At 61.4% G+C, this 18,851-nt stretch carries 19 protein-coding genes; 18 read left to right on the top strand and 1 reads right to left on the bottom strand.

Going from position 1 to position 18,851, the window contains the following annotated elements; translation table 11 throughout:
• Positions 1-123: 123 nt before the first annotated feature.
• The 18 genes from Cth01_RS01160 (at position 124) to purT (ending at position 18,015) form a co-directional block, all read left to right on the top strand.
• Entirely contained in the window at positions 124-606 is a 483-nt protein-coding gene (locus tag Cth01_RS01160; RefSeq protein WP_034408600.1) for a hypothetical protein, read from the top strand.
• A 38-nt stretch (positions 607-644) separates the two neighbouring features.
• The gene (gene rpoE, locus Cth01_RS01155; RefSeq protein WP_003064186.1) at positions 645-1,274 is read left to right on the top strand and encodes an RNA polymerase sigma factor RpoE; all 630 of its coding nucleotides are present in this window, start codon (positions 645-647) and stop codon (positions 1,272-1,274) included.
• 27 nt (positions 1,275-1,301) lie between these two features.
• On the top strand, positions 1,302-2,090 hold the full coding sequence (locus Cth01_RS01150; protein WP_034408604.1) for a sigma-E factor negative regulatory protein: 789 nt from the start codon (positions 1,302-1,304) through the stop codon (positions 2,088-2,090).
• 260 nt (positions 2,091-2,350) lie between these two features.
• Positions 2,351-3,850, top strand: a complete 1,500-nt coding sequence (locus tag Cth01_RS01145; RefSeq protein WP_034353363.1) for a DegQ family serine endoprotease — start codon at positions 2,351-2,353, stop codon at positions 3,848-3,850.
• 429 nt (positions 3,851-4,279) lie between these two features.
• On the top strand, positions 4,280-6,088 hold the full coding sequence (gene lepA, locus Cth01_RS01140) for a translation elongation factor 4 (RefSeq protein WP_034353366.1): 1,809 nt from the start codon (positions 4,280-4,282) through the stop codon (positions 6,086-6,088).
• Positions 6,088-7,065 carry a signal peptidase I gene (gene lepB, locus Cth01_RS01135; RefSeq protein ID WP_034408607.1) on the top strand — a complete coding sequence of 326 codons (978 nt, stop codon included), beginning with the start codon at positions 6,088-6,090 and terminating at the stop codon, positions 7,063-7,065. Before lepA ends, lepB begins: the two co-directional genes overlap by 1 nt.
• A 72-nt stretch (positions 7,066-7,137) precedes the next feature.
• Positions 7,138-7,488, top strand: coding sequence for a DUF4845 domain-containing protein (locus Cth01_RS01130; RefSeq protein ID WP_003057968.1), 351 nt, complete (start codon positions 7,138-7,140; stop codon positions 7,486-7,488).
• A 9-nt stretch (positions 7,489-7,497) separates the two neighbouring features.
• Complete coding sequence (rnc, locus tag Cth01_RS01125) at positions 7,498-8,181, top strand: ribonuclease III (protein WP_003057967.1); 684 nt, start codon at positions 7,498-7,500, stop codon at positions 8,179-8,181.
• Positions 8,178-9,281 (top strand): GTPase Era, encoded by a 1,104-nt coding sequence (gene era / locus Cth01_RS01120; RefSeq protein WP_122974417.1) that lies wholly within the window; start codon positions 8,178-8,180, stop codon positions 9,279-9,281. Before rnc ends, era begins: the two co-directional genes overlap by 4 nt.
• Positions 9,282-9,372: 91 nt before the next feature.
• Complete coding sequence (gene recO / locus Cth01_RS01115; protein WP_034353373.1) at positions 9,373-10,149, top strand: DNA repair protein RecO; 777 nt, start codon at positions 9,373-9,375, stop codon at positions 10,147-10,149.
• Entirely contained in the window at positions 10,146-10,919 is a 774-nt protein-coding gene (locus Cth01_RS01110; protein WP_045838334.1) for a pyridoxine 5'-phosphate synthase, read from the top strand. The genes recO and Cth01_RS01110 overlap by 4 nt, the downstream gene beginning before the upstream one ends.
• A 64-nt stretch (positions 10,920-10,983) precedes the next feature.
• A complete protein-coding gene (acpS, locus tag Cth01_RS01105; protein WP_034378694.1) occupies positions 10,984-11,379 on the top strand; it encodes a holo-ACP synthase in 396 nt (131 codons plus the stop codon).
• Between the two features lie 56 nt (positions 11,380-11,435).
• Complete coding sequence (gene nagZ / locus Cth01_RS01100; RefSeq protein ID WP_045838333.1) at positions 11,436-12,530, top strand: beta-N-acetylhexosaminidase; 1,095 nt, start codon at positions 11,436-11,438, stop codon at positions 12,528-12,530.
• A gap of 191 nt (positions 12,531-12,721) precedes the next feature.
• Entirely contained in the window at positions 12,722-14,503 is a 1,782-nt protein-coding gene (locus Cth01_RS01095; RefSeq protein ID WP_045838332.1) for an ABC transporter ATP-binding protein/permease, read from the top strand.
• A gap of 112 nt (positions 14,504-14,615) precedes the next feature.
• Complete coding sequence (locus tag Cth01_RS01090; RefSeq protein WP_003057959.1) at positions 14,616-15,671, top strand: 6-phosphofructokinase; 1,056 nt, start codon at positions 14,616-14,618, stop codon at positions 15,669-15,671.
• Positions 15,672-15,725: 54 nt separating this feature from the next.
• Positions 15,726-16,196, top strand: coding sequence for a hypothetical protein (locus Cth01_RS01085; protein ID WP_003057958.1), 471 nt, complete (start codon positions 15,726-15,728; stop codon positions 16,194-16,196).
• 115 nt (positions 16,197-16,311) lie between these two features.
• The gene (locus tag Cth01_RS01080; RefSeq protein WP_045838331.1) at positions 16,312-16,665 is read left to right on the top strand and encodes a hypothetical protein; all 354 of its coding nucleotides are present in this window, start codon (positions 16,312-16,314) and stop codon (positions 16,663-16,665) included.
• A gap of 132 nt (positions 16,666-16,797) precedes the next feature.
• A complete protein-coding gene (gene purT, locus Cth01_RS01075) occupies positions 16,798-18,015 on the top strand; it encodes a formate-dependent phosphoribosylglycinamide formyltransferase (RefSeq protein WP_045838383.1) in 1,218 nt (405 codons plus the stop codon).
• 61 nt (positions 18,016-18,076) lie between these two features.
• Here purT and Cth01_RS01070 read toward each other — a convergent pair whose 3' ends face one another.
• Complete coding sequence (locus Cth01_RS01070; RefSeq protein WP_003064226.1) at positions 18,077-18,733, bottom strand: mechanosensitive ion channel family protein; 657 nt, start codon at positions 18,731-18,733, stop codon at positions 18,077-18,079.
• Positions 18,734-18,851: the final 118 nt, after the last annotated feature.

The raw sequence follows: 18,851 nt of genomic DNA, 5'->3' as shown, positions 1-18,851 counted from the left end.
TCGCTTCGAGCAGCTTCTGCACAAGCCCGCACTGGCCCAGGCCTTGCGGGCTTTGTTCTATGTGCGGCTTGATCGTGCTTTCCCTAGCTTTGCGGCAGCCGGTTTTTCGCACATGGTCGGCCCATGAGTGCCCGCTACCATGCTCCAGCCGTTGCCTATATCTTCGTCCGGCCTGGCTGGGCCGGAGGACTGCTGCTGCTGACCGGGATGGTCTTGCTGATGGCTCTGCTGGCATGGTGCCTGCAAGTCCAGTCGGGCTGGTTGCAGGTGCTGCTGGCTTTACCGGCCTCGATCCTGGCAGCCGTGCTGCTTTGCGAGCAGTGGCGCAACTGGCCGCAAGGACATCTGCTCTGGAATGGAGAGTATTGGTTGCTGGAGGCCGAAAACCTGTCAACCGCTCGGTCACTTCCTGTGCGGCTGGCGGTGGGACTTGATGGTGGCAGCTGGCTTTGGATCAGCGTTTCGGATGTTTGGGTGTTCAGGACCAAGGGCGGCAGGCGCAAGCTGCTATGGATTTTCCTGTCTCAACGACACAGCCCCGAGCAGTGGGGAGACTTGCGGCGTGCGGTATATTCCTCCATCGTGCCGCTGGCAGAGCAGGGCTAGGCCCTCGCCGGTTATGGCAGCACGCCGCTTGGCCTTTCATGACACCTCCCGATTTTCCCACTCCCTCTGCCGACAGCGATCTGGCTCTGGTCGAACGAGCCAATGCTGGCGACACACGGGCTTTTGAGTTGCTGGTCATCAAATACCAGCGTCGCATCGAACGTCTGGTGGGTCGCATGGTGCGCGATGTCGATCTGGTGCCTGACATCACGCAGGAAACCTTCATTCGCGCCTACAAGGCCTTGCACCAGTTCCGAGGCGAGGCACAGTTCTACACCTGGCTGTACCGCATTGCCGTCAATACGGCCAAGAAGGCCTTGATGGAAATGCATCGCTCGCCGGTGATGACGGAGAGCGCGTTACACACTGGGGACGATGAGGATGAAACTTCTGTTCACAGACAGGAACTAACGACTCAGGAAACCCCGGAAACAGTGTTGGCGGCGCGTGAAATTGCCGAAGCCGTCAATGCCGCCATGGAAGCTTTGCCCGAGGATTTGCGCCAGGCGGTCACGCTGCGCGAAATCGAGGGGCTCAGCTATGAGGAAATCGCGCAGGCGATGGACTGTCCCATAGGCACGGTGCGCTCGCGCATCTTTCGGGCACGCGAGGCGATTTCGGCCAGGGTCAAGCCCTTGCTGGAGCGCCAGGGTGGGAAGCGTTGGTAGTACAGGCAAGACGAGCAGGTGAACTTCATGAATGACGATCTGATCAAGCAGGAACAGTTGTCGGCACTGGTGGATGGCGAGGCTTCCTCGGTCCAGATGCAGGCTGTGCTCTCCTATGCGGAAAGCGACGAAGGCCAGCAGTCCTGGGCCATGTACCACCTGATTGGCGATGTGCTGCGTTCTCCCGAGTTGGCACATCACAGTCAGCACGATATTTTGAGCGGCGTGCGCGCCCATATGGAGCGCGAGCCGATCCGCGGCATTCATCTGCCCGGTGTGACCGCAGATGCGGCCAGCTCATTGAGCTTGGGCGGGCTGGAGCAGATCACAGCTGCCGAGGAGCGGGGCCAGGCGCTGGGCAACGGTGCAACCGTGGTCAGCCTGCCTGCACGTCAGGCGGCCAATGCATCGGTCTTTCGCTGGAAAATGGCTGCCGGCTTTGCCTCGGTTGCTGCCGTGGCCGCCGTTGGCTGGGGGGTCATGATCGCGGGCTCGGGGGGGCTGTACGGTCGCCAGGGTGGGGCGCAGCTCGCTGCTCTCAGCCCGAATGTCGTAGTGGCCGCTGCGCCTGCCGCATCATTGGGCTTGAGCCAGCCCGTTTCGGGCGGTGAAGAGACCACCATGCCTCTGGGCTCGGAAGCCCAGTCCTCCACCGTGGTGGCAGTTGCTGGCCCCAACGGCCAGACCGTGATGCTGCGTGATCCGCGTCTGGACGAGTTGCTGGCTTCTCACCCCCAGCAAAGCAGCGTGCCCAATCTGCAGATGCCTGCCAGCTTTTTGCGCAATGCAAGCTTTGCCACGGCTACCCGCCATTGATGCTTCTCCGCACAGCAGTCTTAGGCCTGAAATGCAGGGTTTTCAGGCCTAAGCTTTTATGCAGCTTGCGTACGCAGCTATTGATTTAGGATTAGTTGGGTGCAGATACTGTTTGATCTGCGCCCGATTTCACGGACCGGAGCGCTTTCAGTTGATGGCGGCTTTTGCCAGAATGCGCTTCAATGCTCTCACCTGTTTTCTCTCATGGGTCTGATTTGGCGGCCCGTTCTGTCCGACGACTCAAACAAGGAATAAAAACGATGCGCACACCATCCTGGATGACGCTCAAATCCCGTGTTTCGGCTACAGCCATTGCCAGTTCGATGGCGATCGCGGCCCTGGCTGCAGGAGGCATGCTGCCGGTTACTGCCGCTCATGCCCAAAGTGCTGCAACGGCGCGCGGGCTGCCGGACTTCACGGATCTTGTCGATCAGGTCGGCCCTTCGGTGGTCAACATCCGTACACTGGAGAAGGTCTCCAACAACAGCGCCGAAGCTCTGGGCATGGATGAAGACATGCTGGAGTTCTTCCGCCGCTTCGGCCTTCCCGTGCCCAATGTGCCGCGTCAGCGCTCGCCCAAGGGCGGTCAGTCCGAGGAAGAGCAGCCACGTGGCGTGGGATCGGGCTTCATCCTCACGGCTGACGGCTATGTGATGACCAATGCCCATGTGGTCGATGGTGCCGATGAAGTCATTGTCACGCTGACCGACAAGCGCGAGTTCAAGGCAAAAATAGTCGGCGCGGACAAGCGCACCGATGTGGCTGTCGTCAAGATTGATGCCAAAGGGCTCCCCGCAGTCAAGATCGGCGATGTGAGCAAGCTGCGTGTGGGCGAGTGGGTCATGGCGATTGGCTCGCCCTTCGGACTCGAAAATTCGGTGACGGCCGGCATTGTCTCGGCCAAGCAGCGCGATACCGGCGACTATCTGCCCTTCATCCAGACCGATGTGGCCATCAATCCCGGCAACTCGGGCGGCCCGCTGATCAATATGCGCGGCGAGGTGGTGGGTATCAATAGTCAGATCTACTCGCGCTCGGGCGGCTTCATGGGCATCAGCTTTGCAATTCCCGTGGATGAAGCGATCCGTGTCAGCGATCAGCTGCGTGCCACCGGTAAGGTCACGCGCGGCCGTATCGGTGTGCAGATCGGCCCCGTGACCAAGGATGTGGCCGAGTCCATCGGTCTTGGCAAGCCCGAGGGCGCTCTGGTGTCGGCCGTCGAGCCGGACTCGCCTGCCGCAAAGGCCGGCGTGGAGGCGGGCGACGTGATCACCAAGTTCGATGGCAAGGCCATCGAGAAGGTCTCCGATCTGCCGCGTCTCGTGGGCAATACCAAGCCTGGCACCAAGAGCACCATTACCGTGCTGCGCCGCGGCAAGCTCAAGGAGTTGAGCATGGTGATTGCCGAAGTACCTTCCGACGAATCTGCCAAGACCAAGGCAGGCAACAGTGGTGCAGGCAAGACTCCATCCGGTACGCTGGAGAACAAGGCTCTGGGCCTGACGCTGAGCGAGCTGACGTCTGCACAGAAGAAGGAGCTGGCCATCAAGGGCGGCGTGCGCGTGTCGGCTGCGGTGGATGCCGCAGCCCGTGCCGGCCTGCGTGAAGGCGATGTGATTCTGCAATTGGCGAATGTGGAAGTCTCCGATCTCAAGAGCTTCGAGGCAGCCTGGGCCAAGGCCGACAAGTCCAAACCCGTCAATGTGCTGGTGCGCCGTGGTGACTGGGCGCAGTATGTGCTGATTCGCCCTGCCAAATAAATGTGGCGAAAAGCCTGCATGGGCTTGTTGCCATTTCGTGATCTGAAATGACAACAAGCCCTCAGCCTGTCAGTGCCCCTATGCCATTGGGTAGAATCCCACGCAAATGCATGGTGGTTGGACGCAAAAAATCACGCTGACAGGCGGTTTTCAAGCGGTGCAAAAGCCTTTGCAATCTCCGGCTGCTGATGGCTAAACGGTGTTTTCTGGTTTGTGGATAATTTGTTGATAAATGAATTCGAAAATCACAAACCGAAACTTGTCAAGCCTTGCTGGGTCTTGGCTTGCGGCCAGTTTTGCCTACAATAAAGTCCCAACTATCGCAGTTGCCAGAGATTGTTGGTTAAGGGCGCGCCGCTTGAGGGACGCGCCCTTTTTTCTTGCTGCTGCAGGCCACTTTTTTCAATTCCAAAGCTGTCTTTCTCGTTGATGAATCACATCCGTAATTTCTCCATCATTGCGCACATTGACCATGGCAAGTCCACTCTGGCGGACCGCCTGATCCAGCGCTGCGGAGGCCTTGCCGACCGCGATATGGAAGCCCAGGTGCTGGACTCGATGGACATCGAGAAAGAGCGCGGCATCACCATCAAGGCCCAGACCGCCGCCCTGCAGTACAAGGCCAAGGATGGCAAGGTCTACAACCTGAACCTGATCGACACCCCCGGCCACGTGGACTTCTCCTACGAAGTCTCGCGCTCGCTGTCGGCCTGCGAAGGCGGTCTGCTGGTGGTCGATGCCTCCCAGGGCGTGGAAGCCCAGACCGTGGCCAACTGCTACACCGCGCTGGACCTGGGCGTGGAGGTATTCGCCGTCCTCAACAAGATGGACCTGCCTCAGGCCGACCCCGACAATGCCAAGGCCGAGATCGAGGACGTGATCGGTATCGATGCCAGCGATGCCATTCCCTGCTCGGCCAAGACCGGCATGGGCATAGACGAGATCCTGGAAGCTATCGTTGCCAAGGTGCCAGCTCCCAAGGGCAATCCCGATGGCCCGCTGCGTGCCATGATCGTGGACAGCTGGTTCGACCCCTATGTGGGCGTCGTGATGCTGGTGCGCGTGGTCGATGGTGAGCTCAAGAAGAATGAGCGCTTCAAGATGATGGCCAGCGGCGCTGCCTATGAAGCCAACAACATCGGCGTGTTCACCCCGGCCAACCAGCCACGCGACATGCTCAGGGCCGGCGAGGTGGGTTACATCATCGCCGGCATCAAGGAGTTGAAGGCCGCCAAGGTGGGCGACACCATCACGCTGGAAAAAAAGCTGCCCAACAATCTGGGGCCTGCCGAGAAGCCTCTGCCGGGCTTCAAGGAAGTCAAGCCCCAGGTTTTCGCCGGTCTGTATCCCACCGAAGCCTCTGAATACGACCAGTTGCGTGATGCGCTGGAAAAGCTGCAGCTCAACGATGCGGCGCTGCAGTTCGAGCCCGAAGTCTCGCAGGCTCTGGGCTTTGGCTTCCGCTGCGGCTTCCTGGGTCTGCTGCACATGGAAATCGTGCAGGAGCGCCTGGAGCGTGAGTTCGACCAGGATCTGATCACCACGGCCCCCAGCGTGGTCTACCAGGTGATCAAGGGCGATGGTGAACTGATCGACGTGGAAAACCCGTCCAAGATGCCCGACATCGGCCGCATCCAGGAGATCCGCGAGCCCATCGTGACCGTGCACCTCTACATGCCGCAAGACTATGTGGGTCCGGTGATGACTCTGGCCAACCAGAAGCGTGGCGTGCAGATGAATATGCAATACCACGGCCGTCAGGTCATGCTGACCTACGAGATGCCTCTGGGCGAAATCGTGCTGGACTTCTTCGACAAGCTCAAGAGCGTCTCGCGCGGCTACGCCTCCATGGACTATGAGTTCAAGGAATATCGCGCATCCGACGTGGTGAAGGTCGATATCCTGCTCAATGGCGAAAAGGTCGACGCCCTGTCCATCATCGTGCACCGTTCGCAGTCCGTTTACCGCGGCCGTGCCGTGGTGGCGAAGATGCGCGAGATCATCAGCCGCCAGATGTTCGACGTGGCCATTCAGGCCGCCATCGGCGCCAACATCATTGCGCGTGAGACCGTCAAGGCCATGCGCAAGAACGTGCTGGCCAAGTGCTACGGCGGCGACATCACGCGTAAGCGCAAGCTGCTCGAAAAGCAGAAGGCCGGCAAGAAGCGTATGAAGCAGATCGGTTCGGTGGAAGTGCCGCAGGAAGCCTTCCTGGCCATTCTGCAAGTGGAGGATTGATGCAAGTCATGCAGTGGATCACGGCCGCCATCCTGGCGGCCTTTGTAGGCTATATCGCGGCCTGGTACACCGGCTCCATCGAAGGCAACTTCGCATTGCTGCTGTTTCTGGCAACCGTGGTGACCGGTGTGTACTGGCTGGCCGAACGCTTTTACTTCTGGCCTCGACGCCGCGCGGCTGCGGCTGCGCTGGAGCAGGCTGCCGTCGAGCGCCGCGCCGAGCTGGACCGCATGGGCATTGCCAAGACTGACATCGAAGTCTCCGAAGACGCCAAAGGTCGCATTCTCATGCAACCCTGGTGGCTGGACTGGACTGCCGGTCTGTTCCCGGTGATCGCCATCGTCTTCGTACTGCGTTCCTTCCTGTTCGAGCCGTTCAAGATTCCCTCGGGCTCCATGATTCCGACGCTGATGGTGGGCGACCTGATCCTGGTCAACAAGTTCACCTACGGCATCCGTCTGCCCGTGATCAACAAGAAGATCACCGAAGGCAACAAGCCCCAGCGTGGCGATGTGATGGTGTTCCGCTACCCCCCCCAGCCCACGCTGGACTACATCAAGCGTGTGGTGGGCGTGCCCGGCGATGAGGTGGCCTATATCAACAAGCGCCTGAGCATCAACGGCAAGGAGCTGCCCACCCGCGAGCTGCCGGACTTTCTGGACCGTGACGTGATGCGTTACTTCAAGCAGTTCGAGGAAACTCTGGGCGAGCAGCCGCACCGTGCCATCGTCAACAACGATGTGCCGGCCTTCATCCAGGGGGCGAGCAATTTCGACTTCAAGGAAAACTGCCGCTACAGCGTGGAAGGCGTGACCTGCAAGGTGCCCGAGGGCTATTACTTCATGATGGGCGACAACCGCGACAACTCGCTGGATTCACGCTACTGGGGTTTTGTGCCCGACCAGAACATCGTGGGCAAGGCCTTTTTTGTCTGGATGAACTTCGGTGACCTGAGCCGTATCGGCCGTTTCCACTGAGCACCGGCAATCGTTTCGTCATTTTTCTGGGATACACGGGCAGGAACATGCCCGGCTTGAGAGGGGAAAAGCATGAAAAATCTGGCATTGCGCTCCAGGCAGCGTGGTCTGTCCTTCATCGGTCTGGTGTTTCTCGTGGCCATCATCGTGGCGGTTGCCGCAATTGGCGCACAATCGGTGCCCGTCTTCCTGGAGTACCAGGCCATCACCAAGGCGGCCAACAAGGCCGCCGCTGAAGGCAGTACCGTTGCCGAAGTCAAGGCCAGCTTCGATCGTTCGGCCTCCATTGACGACTTCAAGTCCATCTCCGGCAACGATCTGAACGTGACCAAGGTCAACGACAAGATCGTCGTGGGCTTCGAGTATTCCCGTGAGATTCATCTGGCAGGCCCTGCCTACCTTGTTTACCGTTTCAAGAAATAGACCTTTCAGGTGGAACCTGCTCTAGTCGCTCTGCAGCAAAGGCTGCAACATCAATTTGCCAACCCGGCACTGCTGCAGCGTGCCATCACGCACCGCAGCTTTTCGGCCGACAACAACGAGCGACTGGAGTTTCTGGGCGACTCGGTGCTGAGTCTGGCCATCTCCAGCTTGCTCTATGCCAAGCTGGCCTCCATGCCCGAAGGCGATCTCTCGCGCGTTCGGGCCAATCTCGTCAAGGAAGGCACGCTGCACAAGATTGCGCTGAAGTTGCAGCTGCCCGATCTGCTGCGTCTGGGCGAAGGTGAGGCCAAGTCCGGTGGCAAGCAGCGTCCCTCCATCCTGGCCGATGCCGTGGAGGCGCTGATCGGTGCCGTCTACCTCGATGCCGGCTTTGCCGCAGGCGAGAAAGTCGTCCACCACCTTTTCGAGGGCGTGGACATCAACCCCCATATGCGTGCGGCCGACAAAGACCCCAAGACCGCACTGCAGGAATTGCTACAGGGCAAGCGCATGAAGCTGCCGCAATACCATGTGGTGGAAATCAGTGGCGCGGCGCACAAGCAGACCTTCAAGGTCGAGTGCACGATTGCCGAATGGAATATCAGCGCCCAGGGCTCGGGAGCATCCCGTCGCATGGGCGAGCAGGCAGCCGCTGCTGCCTTGCTGGAAAAAGTGAAAGCCAAAAATCCATGACCGATGCTGCTAAGAAAAAGATAGCGGGCACCGCAGGTGCAGAAAAAGCCAAGGGCCCAAAAGGTCCCAAGTCTGTTACTACCGATATCAGCGACCCGAGCCTGGACTACATCAGCGCCATGCTGGCCGCTGCCAAGCCCGGCAGCACGCCGACCGCCATCCGCGACCAGGAAGAGGAGGCTCCGGCCCGCGTCTACGCGCCCGAAGAGCAGCGCTGCGGCCTGATCGCCATCGTCGGCAAGCCCAATGTGGGCAAGTCCACGCTGATGAACGCGCTGGTGGGCCAGAAGATCTCCATCACTTCGCGCAAGGCCCAGACCACGCGCCACCGGATCACCGGCATCCGCACTAAGGACGAGACCCAGTTCGTCTTTGTCGATACCCCCGGTTTCCAGACCAAGCATTCCACTGCCCTGAACAAGTCGCTCAACAAGACCGTGATGGGCGCCATCGGCGATGTGGACCTGATCCTGTTCGTGGTGGAGGCAGGCAGCTTCACGCTGGCCGATGCCAAGGTGCTGAGCCTGTTCAAGCCCGGCATTCCCACGCTCTTGATCGCCAACAAGCTCGACACCGTGGGTCGCCGCGCCGAGATCGCGCCCTGGCTGCGCGACATGCAGGAGCGCCATCCTTTTGCCGAGTTCGTACCCATGTCGGCCAAGAACAAAAAGGATATCGAGCGCATGTATGGCATTTGCGCCAAATACCTGCCGCAGCAGCCCTGGTTCTACGGCGAGGACGAACTGACCGACCGCAGCGAGAAATTCCTGGCTTCCGAGACTCTGCGCGAGAAGCTGTTCCGCTTCACTGGCGACGAGCTGCCCTATACCTCGACAGTTGTCATCGACAAGTTCGAGGAAGAGCCCAGCCCCAAGTTCGGTCGCTTCATGCGCATTGCAGCCACCATCGTGGTCGAGCGCGACGGTCACAAGGCCATGGTGATCGGTCAGGGCGGCGAGCGCCTCAAGCGCATCTCCACCGAAACCCGTCAGGAGCTCGAAAAGCTGCTCAATGCCAAGGTGTTCCTCGAAGTCTGGGTCAAGGTCAAGTCCGGCTGGGCCGACGATGAGGCCCGGGTCAAATCCTTCGGCTACGAGTGATGGCCTTGCGGCGCCGTGAATGCTGCGCCTCAAGCTATCATTCCCGGACCAAGGCCTCTGCTGAGGCCTTTTCTTTTATCTGACTCCTTCCGTGGCAGCCAAACGCGTCGGCGACGAACCCGCATACATCCTGCACCAGTACGACTGGAGCGAATCCAGCCTGATTCTGGAGGTGTTCACACGTCATCGCGGGCGCGTGGCGCTTGCGGCCAAGGGCGTCAAGCGCCATACCTCCAACTTTCGCCCCGTGCTGCTGCCGCTGCAGCCGCTCAAGCTCAGCTACACGCTGGGAGCAGAGGGCAATGCCGAGATTCATAGCCTGAAGGGGGCGGAATGGGTGGGCGGCCATGTCATGCCCCAGGGCGATGCGCTGTGGTCGGGCATGTATCTGAACGAGCTGCTGCTGCGCCTGCTGGCGCGCGACGACCCTTATACGGCGCTGTTCGATATCTATGCCGGTGTGGTGCGTGTGCTGGCTGGCCAGCATGGCGGCACGACCGAGGCCATCGAACCCGTGCTGCGTGCCTTCGAGCTGGTGCTGCTGCGCGAACTCGGCCATCTGCCCGATCTGAGGCAGGAAAGCGCAACGCTCAGCCAGCTCAACAGTGTTTTGCGTTACACCCTGGTGGCCGACGGCGGCCTGCGCCAGGCCGCCGGCTACGAGCGCGCGGCGCTGAGCGGCCAGCAGTGGCAGGCCATAGAGCTGGCGCTGCAGGCCGAGCAGCCATTTCCGAGAACCCTGAACGCGCTGGCCGAGCCGGAGGTGGCCCAGGCCCTGAAGCCGCAATTGCGCCATCTTCTGCAATACCATTGCGGCTCAACCATGCTGCGCACCCGCCAGCTGATGATGGATCTGCAATCGCTATGAATACCCCTGCCTCCCCTCGCACCGCGCTTTCGGTCAATGTCAACAAGGTGGCGCTGCTGCGCAATACCCGCCATCTGGGCATTCCCTCGGTGACGCGTGCGGCGCAGATCTGCCTGGAGGCCGGAGCGCAGGGCATCACCATCCACCCGCGTCCCGACGAGCGTCATATCCGCGCGCAGGATGTCTTCGAGCTGCACGAGCTGCTCAAGAGCTGGCCTAGCGCCGAGTTCAATATCGAAGGCAATCCCACGCAGAACCTGATGGACTTCATCCGCCAGACGCGCCCGCATCAGGCCACGTTCGTACCCGACAGCGAAGACCAGTTCACCAGTGACCATGGCTGGAGCTTTCCCCAGGATGCCGAACGCCTTCAGCCGTTGATTGCCGAGTGCAAGGCCCTGGGCGTGCGCGTGAGCCTGTTCATGGACCCCATCCCCGAGCAGATGGCGGCGGCCAAGGCCGTAGGTGCCGACCGCGTGGAGCTCTACACCGAGCCTTTTGCTGCCAACTGGGGCCAGGCCGAGCAGGAGCAGCAGCTGCAAACCTATGCCAGGGCCGCGCAGGCCGCGCTGGATGCGGGCCTGGGCATCAATGCCGGCCATGACCTCAATCGCGACAATCTGGCCGCCTTTGTGGCCCGGGTGCCCGGTCTGGCCGAAGTCTCCATCGGCCATGCGCTGATTGCCGATGCGCTGGAGCTGGGCTATGCCGAGACCGTCAAGGCCTATCAGGCCTGCATCGACGCCGGCATGGCAGGTAAAAATTCCTGAAAAGATAGCTGCCAGCGCTTTGTAGGTAAGCGTTTGAGGCCTTTTTCTCTATAAGGAGCCACGGATGATTTACGGCATCGGCACCGATATCTGCGATGTGCGCCGCATACGCGCAAGCCTGGAAAAGCATGGCGAGCGTTTTGCCCGCAAGATTCTGGCCGATGGCGAGCTGGCGACCTGGAAGGCACGCAGCGAGCGCTGGCCCGAACGCGGCATCCGCTATATGGCCACGCGCTTCTCGGCCAAGGAGGCGTTCAGCAAGGCCGTGGGAATGGGCATGGTCATGCCCATGACCTGGCGTCATTGCGAAGTCATCAAACTGCCCAGCGGCCAGCCTGCGATTCGTCTGCATGGCGAACTCAAGGAATGGTTCGAGAAAAACAATCTGACGGCGCACCTGTCCGTCACCGACGAGTCCGACTACGCGGCCAGCTTTTGTGTCGTCGAAAGAAAAGAGTGAAATTAGCCTCTGGTGCTTGATATATAAGCGCTGGAAGCTATAGAAATATATAAATCATGAGCATGCATGCACCTCTGATCATTGATATTGCCGGCACATTGCTGACTGATGTGGACCGCGCGCGCCTGGCCCATCCGCTGGTGGGCGGCATCATTCTCTTCAAGCGCAACTGGCAGGACCGTAGCGCATTGGTTCAGCTGTGTGCCGATATCAAGGCCGTCAAGCCCGATCTGCTGATCAGCGTGGACCACGAGGGCGGTCGCGTGCAGCGCTTTCGCACCGATGGCTTCACGCATCTGCCGCCCATGCGCGCCTTTGGCGAGATGTGGATGGATGACGGTGGCAAGGGCCGGAAATACCGCGAAGGCAGCGGTGCCATGCGGGCCATGAACGCCGCCACGGCCGCCGGCTATGTGCTGGGCACGGAGCTGCGCGCCTGCGGCGTGGACTTCAGCTTCACGCCCGTGCTGGACCTGGACTATGGCGAATCCTCGGTCATCGGCGATCGCAGCTTTCACCGTGACCCGCGCGTGGTGGCCACGCTGGCCAGGAGCCTGATGCAGGGTCTGCTGCAGGCCGGCATGGGCAATTGCGGCAAGCATTTTCCCGGTCACGGATTTGTGAAGGCCGACTCGCATGTGGACATTCCCGTCGACAAGCGCAGCCTGACGGCCATCCTCGACGAAGACGCCGCTCCCTATCCCTGGCTGTCCAGCGTGCTCACCGCCGTCATGCCCGCCCATGTGATCTATCCCAAGGTGGACAAGCGCCCGGCAGGCTTCAGCGAGAAATGGCTCAAGGACATTCTGCGCGCCCGTCTGCGCTATGACGGAGCCATCTTCAGCGACGACCTGAGTATGGAGGGCGCGCGCCGCATCGACGGCGCACTCATCAGCTACACCGATGCCGCGTTGACGGCCCTGAATGCGGGCTGCGACATGGTGCTGCTGTGCAACCAGAGCCTGGGTCTGGGCGAGCATGTGGACGAGTTGCTGGACGGCATGGATGCCGCGCTGCGCGACGGCCGCTGGGTGCCCGATATCGACTCCGAGTCGCGCCGTGTCTCGCTGCTGCCCGACACGGAACCTCAGGCCTGGGACGATCTGATGCGCCAGCCTGCCTATCTGCAGGCGCTGGATCTGTTGCCCTAGGCGGCACTGAGCCGGCCCCGCCATCCGCTGCCTTTGACGCAAGGGCAGCGGATTTTTTATGTCCCTTGAAGGCCAGGTAGGGCGGTCTCTGGCATTTAAGTCTGGCCTCAGTTAGCCGGCTTAGGGTGAGCTCAGGAGCCTGGCCGTGGCATCGTCGCTGCGCCTTTGTTCATGAATCACCGAAAGCCTGCATGAATTCCAAGAGCCCGGGACCTGAGTCCCGTAAACACCAGCCGGGCGTGCTGCGCCAGGCCTTTACCCTGACCCGGCCCTATTTCCAGTCCGAGGAGAAATGGCGGGCCTGGGGGCTGCTGGCCGCCATCGTGGGCCTCAATCTCGCCGCGGTGTTCATGCTGGTGCAGATCAATGAATGGAACCGGGTGTTCTATGACGCATTGCAGAACAAGCAGGCCGAGGTGTTTTGGCAGCAGCTATGGCGCTTTCTCTGGCTGGCCCTGGTGTACATCGTCATCGCGGTCTACAAGTTCTATCTGACGCAGTTGCTGCAGCTCAACTGGCGGCGCTGGCTGACCGAGCATATGTTGCAGCGCTGGCTGTCGGCTAAGGCGTTCTACCGGCTGGAGCTGGGGCGCTATGGCGTGGACGGCAATGCCAAGGCCCCCGACAACCCCGATCAGCGGATTCAGGAGGACCTGAATCTGTTCACCACCTATACCGTGTCGCTTTCCATGGGGCTGCTGAATGCGGCCGTCACCTTTGTGAGCTTCGTCGGCATTCTCTGGAGTCTGAGTTCCGTCGTCGATATCGGTCTGCCGGCACTGCTCGGCGGCGGGCAGCTGCAGATTTCCGGTTTGATGGTCTGGATGGCCGTGCTGTATTGTCTGGTCGGCAGTGCGATCACCTTCTGGATCGGCAAACCCCAGGTCCGACTCAACAACCGCCAGCAGCAACTGGAGGCCAACTTCCGCCATCACATGATCCGTGTGCGCGAGCATGCCGAGGCGATCGCCCTGGACGGTGGCGAGCGTGTGGAGGGGGCGCAGATCGGCCTGCGTTTCGGCGACGCCCTGGGCAACTACCTGGACCTGATCAAGAAGCAGAAGAGCCTGAGCTGGTTTACCAATTTCTTCGGCCAGGCGGCCGTGGTCTTTCCCTTCATCATTGCGGCACCGCGTTTTTTCAGCGGCGCCATCCAGCTGGGTCAGCTGATGCAGATAGGCTCGGCCTTCAATCAGGTGCAGGACTCGCTGAGCTGGATCGTCAACAACTACTCCGATATCGCTGCCTGGCGGGCCACGACTGCGCGCCTGGCCGGTTTCGACGAGAGCCTGCGCGAGCAGGAGGAGCATCCGGTCGGCGTGCAGCTTGAAGCTTCGAACCAGTTGCAGACCCGGAATCTCGATGTATCCCTGCCCGCAGGAGGCCCCATCGTGGCGGACGCCAGGCTGCAGATATGCCCGGGCCAGAGGCTGTTGATCAGCGGGCCTTCGGGCAGCGGCAAGTCCACCTTGCTGCGGGCGTTTGCTGGTATTTGGCCCTATGCGCGAGGTCAGGTGGAGCGGCCTCTGGACGCGATGTTCATCCCTCAGCGTCCCTATTTTCCCGACGGCAGCCTGCGCGATGCCCTGGCCTATCCGGAGTCGGCGGCAAGCTACAGCGACGCTGAGCTCAAACAGGTCTTGCGCGAAGCGCAGCTGCCGCAGCTGCAGGAGCGGCTGGACAGCCAGGCGGCCTGGAACAGCAGCCTGTCGGGAGGCGAGCAGCAGCGGCTGTCCGTTGCGCGGGTCTTGCTCAAGCGTCCGGCCTGGGTGTTTGCGGACGAGGCCACGAGCGCGCTGGACAATGCTGCCGAAGCGCAGATTTACAGCCGGCTGGTGCAACTGGTGCAGGGCAGAGGCGGGGCACTGGTTTCGGTGGCGCACCGCGACAGCGTGACGGAGTTCCACACGGCCCGCTGGCTGCTGCAGCCGCAGCAAGGGATCCGGGAGGCCGACCTGCCCGGGAGCCGCTGAAGCAGGCAGGTTCGGGGACAAGCAGTCTCAACCACGGTGCAGGCATGGGAGGCTCTGGCAGCGACTTTCTCGTGGGATGATGTGCATTCAAGAATCTTTGGAGAGCGAGCCCATGCGCGTTGGTGTGCTGACCGGTGGCGGCGATTGCCCCGGCCTCAATGCGGTGATCCGTGCGGTCACCAAGTCTCTGATCAACCATGGCCAGTGCGAGGTACTGGGCATTGCCGACGGCTTTGAAGGGCTGATGGATGCCAGTCCGCGCGTCAGAGCGCTGAGCTGGGACGAGGTCAGCGGCATTCTGCATATCGGCGGCACGATCCTGGGCACCAGCAACAGCGCCAACCCGCTGCGCGATGCGGCCACGCTGGCCCAGGTGGGGCGCAATGTCAAGGCGCTGGCACTGGATGTGGTGGTCGCCATCGGCGGCGACGGCACCATGAGTCTGGCCCACGGCCTGGCGCAGGTGGGACTGCAATGCGTGGGCGTGCCCAAGACCATCGATAACGACATTGCCAACTGCGAGCGCAGCTTCGGCTTCGACACGGCCGTGGCGACGGTGACCGAAAGCCTGCGCCGCATCGAGAGTACGGCCATGAGCCACCACCGCGTGATGATCGTGGAGACCATGGGTCGCCACGCAGGCTGGCTGGCGCTGGAGTCCGGCATCGCTGGTGCTGCCGACATCATTTTGCTGCCCGAGATCGATTACGACCTGCAGTCCATCATCAAGGTCTGTCAGGAGCGCGAGCGGCGTCAGCGCTACACCATCATCTGCATCGGCGAGGGGGCCAAGGAAAGCGGCCAGAGCCTGACGGTGCGCGAGCGGATTGCGCACAGTCCCGACCCCGTGCGTCTGGGCGGCGTCGGCCATGTGCTGCGCGAGCGCCTGCAACCCCATCTCCAGAGCGAGGTGCGCACCACGGTGCTGGGGCATGTGCAGCGCGGCGGCGATCCGACGCCGTTTGACCGGGTGCTGGCCACGCAGTTCGGCCACCATGCGGCGCAACTGGTGCTGGGCGGCCAGCTGGGCCATATGGTCACGCTGCAGAACGGCCGCATCGGCAGTGTGGCGATTGCCGATGTGGCCAACACCCAGCGCACCGTGCCGCTGGACAGCCCGCTGCTGACCATGGCGCGTGATATCGGTATTTGCTTCGGCGAGGCCTGAGCTGCGCTAAGGTGTGAGCCTGCGCGCACTTTCGGCGCGCCGGAGAAATTCAGCATGGACCGACATGAAGAAGCCGTGATGCAGCTGCTCACGGCCAACGGTGAGACTTTTGTGGCCCCCAAGTACGAGGTGGCCGATGGCTGGCAATGCCCGGCTTTCGTGGCATTGCGCCCGGCGCGTCGCCAGGTCTATGTGGTCGAGGTATCGGCTTCCGGCTATCCGCTGGCGCTGGTCAACCGTCTCAACGAGCGGGTCGAGAAATGGTATGCCCCGCTGCTGTCGCAGCTGCACGGCCTGGGCATCACGCAGCCCGACTGGGAGATTGCCTGCCTGGTGTTTGTGCGCAGCGATCAGATCGACTGGCTCAAGGAACGCGTCAAGGACCTGAGCGGCGTGCATGTGCTGGGTCTGGAGCAGGCCAGCAGCCCCTGGGTCTGGGACGATGCGGTCTGGACTTCCGAGATGCGATTCGACGCGGGAAGCATTCCGCAGCGTGGCGGCAAGGCTGTCGGTCTGACGCACTGATACCCACCGAAAAAATCTATGATATTGGCCTCACTCCCTTTGTCTTGAAGCGATTGAAGCTATCTATTTGGTAGAGATGCTGGGCCATGAACATCACTCACTCGCAGGTAGGCAGATGACTCTTTTCCGAATTCTGATTGTGACGGCTTTGACCGCCTGCGCCGCTGCCGCCCAGGCTGCAGACTGGCAGATCTGCGATCTCAAGGTGCAGGTGCGAGAAAAGCAAAGCGGTGGCCGCGCGCTGCAGACCCGCGTGCTCGAAGCCAAAGCCAGCGGCGATGCCGAATGTCCGCAGCCGGGCACGGCGCTGAGCTTCAGGCCTGAAACGGCGGACTATCAAAGCGAGCTGCCGCGCAGGCAGTGGCCCAGTCCCGGTGCTGCCGTGACGGTACGCTTTCGCTATCTGGACGGGCAATGCAAGAATCGCGGCGCCTGCCGCATCGTGCATTACTCGCCGATGCCGCACTGAATCTTCAATCAGCCGTGCCATGCGCTTCATAGCTCGGCGCTGAAAGCGGCCGAATTGCCAGGCTGCAGTCACGAGAGGCTTGCCTGCTCGCCTATGATCGGGGGCTCGGCCCCATATATGCAGGATGCAACCATGACCACCCTAGGAACCCCTCTCTCCCCCAATGCCACCAAAGTCATGCTGCTGGGCAGCGGCGAGCTGGGCAAGGAAGTGCTGATTTCCCTGCAGCGCCTGGGCGTGGAAACCATTGCCGTGGACCGCTATGAAAACGCGCCTGGCCAGCAGGTGGCCCATCATGCGCGCACCATCACCATGAGCGATCCGGCCCAGCTCAAGGCACTGATCGAAGAAGTCAAGCCCGATCTGGTCGTGCCCGAGATAGAAGCCATTGCCACGCCCATGCTGGAAGAGCTGGAGGCCGCAGGCATCATCACCTGCATTCCCACGGCCCGAGCCGCGCGTCTGACCATGGACCGTGAAGGTATTCGCCGTCTGGCCGCTGAAACCCTGGGCCTGCCCACCAGCCCTTATCGTTTCTGCGACTCCTTGGTCGAGCTGCAAGCCGCGATCGACGGCAGCGACGGCCAGCCCGCCATCGGCTACCCTTGTGTGGTCAAGCCCGTGATGAGCAGCTCGGGCAAGGGCCAGAGCAAGATCGACGGCCCGGCCGATGTGGCCAAGGCCTGGGATTACGCCATGGCCGGCGGCCGTGTGGCCAAGGGCCGCGTGATTGTCGAAGGCTTTATCGACTTCGATTACGAAATCACCCAGCTGACTGTGCGCGCCAAGGGGGCGGATGGTCAGATCGAAACCCATTTCTGCGATCCCGTGGGCCATATCCAGCAGGCCGGCGACTATGTGGAGAGCTGGCAGCCTCATCCCATGCACCCAGCCGCACTCGAGAAATCGCGCCAGATTGCCAAGGCCGTTACCGATGACCTCGGCGGCCTGGGCCTGTTTGGCGTGGAACTGTTTGTGAAGGGCGAGCAGGTCTGGTTCAGCGAAGTCTCGCCGCGTCCCCATGACACAGGTCTGGTGACGCTGTGCACGCAGTGGCAAAGCGAGTTCGAACTACATGCCCGCGCGATTCTGGGTCTGCCCGTGGATGCCAGCCTGCGCAACCCTGGTGCCAGTGCCGTAATTTACGGTGGTCAGGATGCAGAAGGCCTGGTGTTTGATGGAGTGGACCAGGCCCTGGCAGTGCACGGCACCGATTTGCGCCTTTTTGGCAAGCCCGAGAGCTTTGTCAAGCGTCGCATGGGCGTGGCCCTGGCGCGCGCCAGCGATGTGGAGCAAGCACGTGTGAATGCCAAGCTGGCTGCCAGCAAGGTCAGGCCGCGTCTGCCTTGAGGGAATCAAAAAAGGGCTTCTCAGGAAGCCCTTTTGCATTAAGACCGGGTATCGGTCGGTCTCAGCCCGAGGCAGCGGCGCTGCCGCCAGGAGTCGTGATGGCCACCGCGCACGCTTCTTCCTGGCTGGTGGCCGGCGTGTTCTCCGTCACCACCGGCATGCCACCTTTCCAGCGGCGAATGACGCGCTGGAAGATCAGTGAGTTGGGAATCTGCAGCAGATTGGGCATGCCTGCCGGTGCGCTGTCATCCTGCAAGGTGATGTAGAGCATATTGAGGTCGATCACGCGGCCCTTGGCTCCAGGCTTCTCGGCAGTGTCGAGCACCTCGATATAGTCGCCCAGACGGAAGGGGCCGACGGTGACGATCAGCAGCGCGCAAAACAGATTGGAGAGCACGCTCCAGGCTGCGAAGAAGGCAACGGCACCCACGGTGGCAAAGCCGGTGAAAGCCGTCCAGAGCACGGTAGCCGACATGCCCAGGCGCTCCAGAATCGCCAGTATGGCGGCGGCGATGATGATCCAGCGAAACACGCCGCGCAGCGGCATGAGCAGCTCATGAGGCAGGTCATAGGCCTTGCCTGCACGCGAGATGATGCGCTTGATGAGCCAGTTGATCAGCCAGGCCACCAGGATGATGAGAAAGATCTGAACCCCGGGAATCAGGATTTCAAGCCAGTCCTGCATCCAATCGGGCAGGTGCATTTGAAGACGACGCATAACCAGTCACTCGAGAAAAACGGCAGAGGTCAGCCCCGAAGGGCTGACAGGACAATGCGCCAATCCTAGCGTCTCTTGAGAGCGGAGCTGATAAGTGTCGAATGGGCAGGCAGTGCCG

The organism is Comamonas thiooxydans (assembly GCF_000964545.1).
Lineage (GTDB): Bacteria > Pseudomonadota > Gammaproteobacteria > Burkholderiales > Burkholderiaceae_C > Comamonas > Comamonas thiooxydans.
This window is presented reverse-complemented; position numbering and strand designations above follow the sequence as displayed.

Coding starts and splice junctions, on each gene's coding strand:
- Cth01_RS01160 (WP_034408600.1), top strand. CDS start 124: ATGAGTGCCCGCTACCATGCTCCAGCCGTTGCCTATATCTTCGTCCGG.
- rpoE (WP_003064186.1), top strand. CDS start 645: ATGACACCTCCCGATTTTCCCACTCCCTCTGCCGACAGCGATCTGGCT.
- Cth01_RS01150 (WP_034408604.1), top strand. CDS start 1,302: ATGAATGACGATCTGATCAAGCAGGAACAGTTGTCGGCACTGGTGGAT.
- Cth01_RS01145 (WP_034353363.1), top strand. CDS start 2,351: ATGCGCACACCATCCTGGATGACGCTCAAATCCCGTGTTTCGGCTACA.
- lepA (WP_034353366.1), top strand. CDS start 4,280: ATGAATCACATCCGTAATTTCTCCATCATTGCGCACATTGACCATGGC.
- lepB (WP_034408607.1), top strand. CDS start 6,088: ATGCAAGTCATGCAGTGGATCACGGCCGCCATCCTGGCGGCCTTTGTA.
- Cth01_RS01130 (WP_003057968.1), top strand. CDS start 7,138: ATGAAAAATCTGGCATTGCGCTCCAGGCAGCGTGGTCTGTCCTTCATC.
- era (WP_122974417.1), top strand. CDS start 8,178: ATGACCGATGCTGCTAAGAAAAAGATAGCGGGCACCGCAGGTGCAGAA.
- Cth01_RS01110 (WP_045838334.1), top strand. CDS start 10,146: ATGAATACCCCTGCCTCCCCTCGCACCGCGCTTTCGGTCAATGTCAAC.
- acpS (WP_034378694.1), top strand. CDS start 10,984: ATGATTTACGGCATCGGCACCGATATCTGCGATGTGCGCCGCATACGC.
- nagZ (WP_045838333.1), top strand. CDS start 11,436: ATGAGCATGCATGCACCTCTGATCATTGATATTGCCGGCACATTGCTG.
- Cth01_RS01095 (WP_045838332.1), top strand. CDS start 12,722: ATGAATTCCAAGAGCCCGGGACCTGAGTCCCGTAAACACCAGCCGGGC.
- Cth01_RS01090 (WP_003057959.1), top strand. CDS start 14,616: ATGCGCGTTGGTGTGCTGACCGGTGGCGGCGATTGCCCCGGCCTCAAT.
- Cth01_RS01085 (WP_003057958.1), top strand. CDS start 15,726: ATGGACCGACATGAAGAAGCCGTGATGCAGCTGCTCACGGCCAACGGT.
- Cth01_RS01080 (WP_045838331.1), top strand. CDS start 16,312: ATGACTCTTTTCCGAATTCTGATTGTGACGGCTTTGACCGCCTGCGCC.
- purT (WP_045838383.1), top strand. CDS start 16,798: ATGACCACCCTAGGAACCCCTCTCTCCCCCAATGCCACCAAAGTCATG.
- Cth01_RS01070 (WP_003064226.1), bottom strand. CDS start 18,733: ATGCGTCGTCTTCAAATGCACCTGCCCGATTGGATGCAGGACTGGCTT.